Origin of the sequence: Streptomyces griseus subsp. griseus, from assembly GCF_000720255.1 — a bacterium.
Lineage (GTDB): Bacteria > Actinomycetota > Actinomycetes > Streptomycetales > Streptomycetaceae > Streptomyces > Streptomyces griseus_I.
Map to the genome: position 1 here is coordinate 1 of NZ_JOJE01000229.1, position 250 is coordinate 250.

Here is a 250-nt window from a genome sequence, read left to right on the forward strand (position 1 = left end):
GATGGGCGGCATGACCACCCACGGCCTGTTGACCGCCTGGCCGGACACGCGGATCACCGCCGCGATCCCCATGTCCTGCGTGGACATGGGCAACCCGAGTCCGGCGGTCCGCGCCAAGGTCCTGTTCACGCACGGCGACCGGGACGGAACGTGCCCGATCTCCTCCGCCCGCCAGGCGTACCGGGAACTGCCCGCCGCCAAGGCGTTCCTCACCTTCCGCGGCGCCGGCCACAGCAACTACTTCGGCGAC

Annotated in this window: 1 protein-coding gene; it reads left to right on the top strand. The window is 71.2% G+C overall.

The features are described from left to right. Positions 1–250, top strand: a 250-nt coding sequence (locus IG99_RS43900) for an alpha/beta hydrolase family protein (protein ID WP_037684689.1), incomplete at both ends; no start/stop codon positions are given.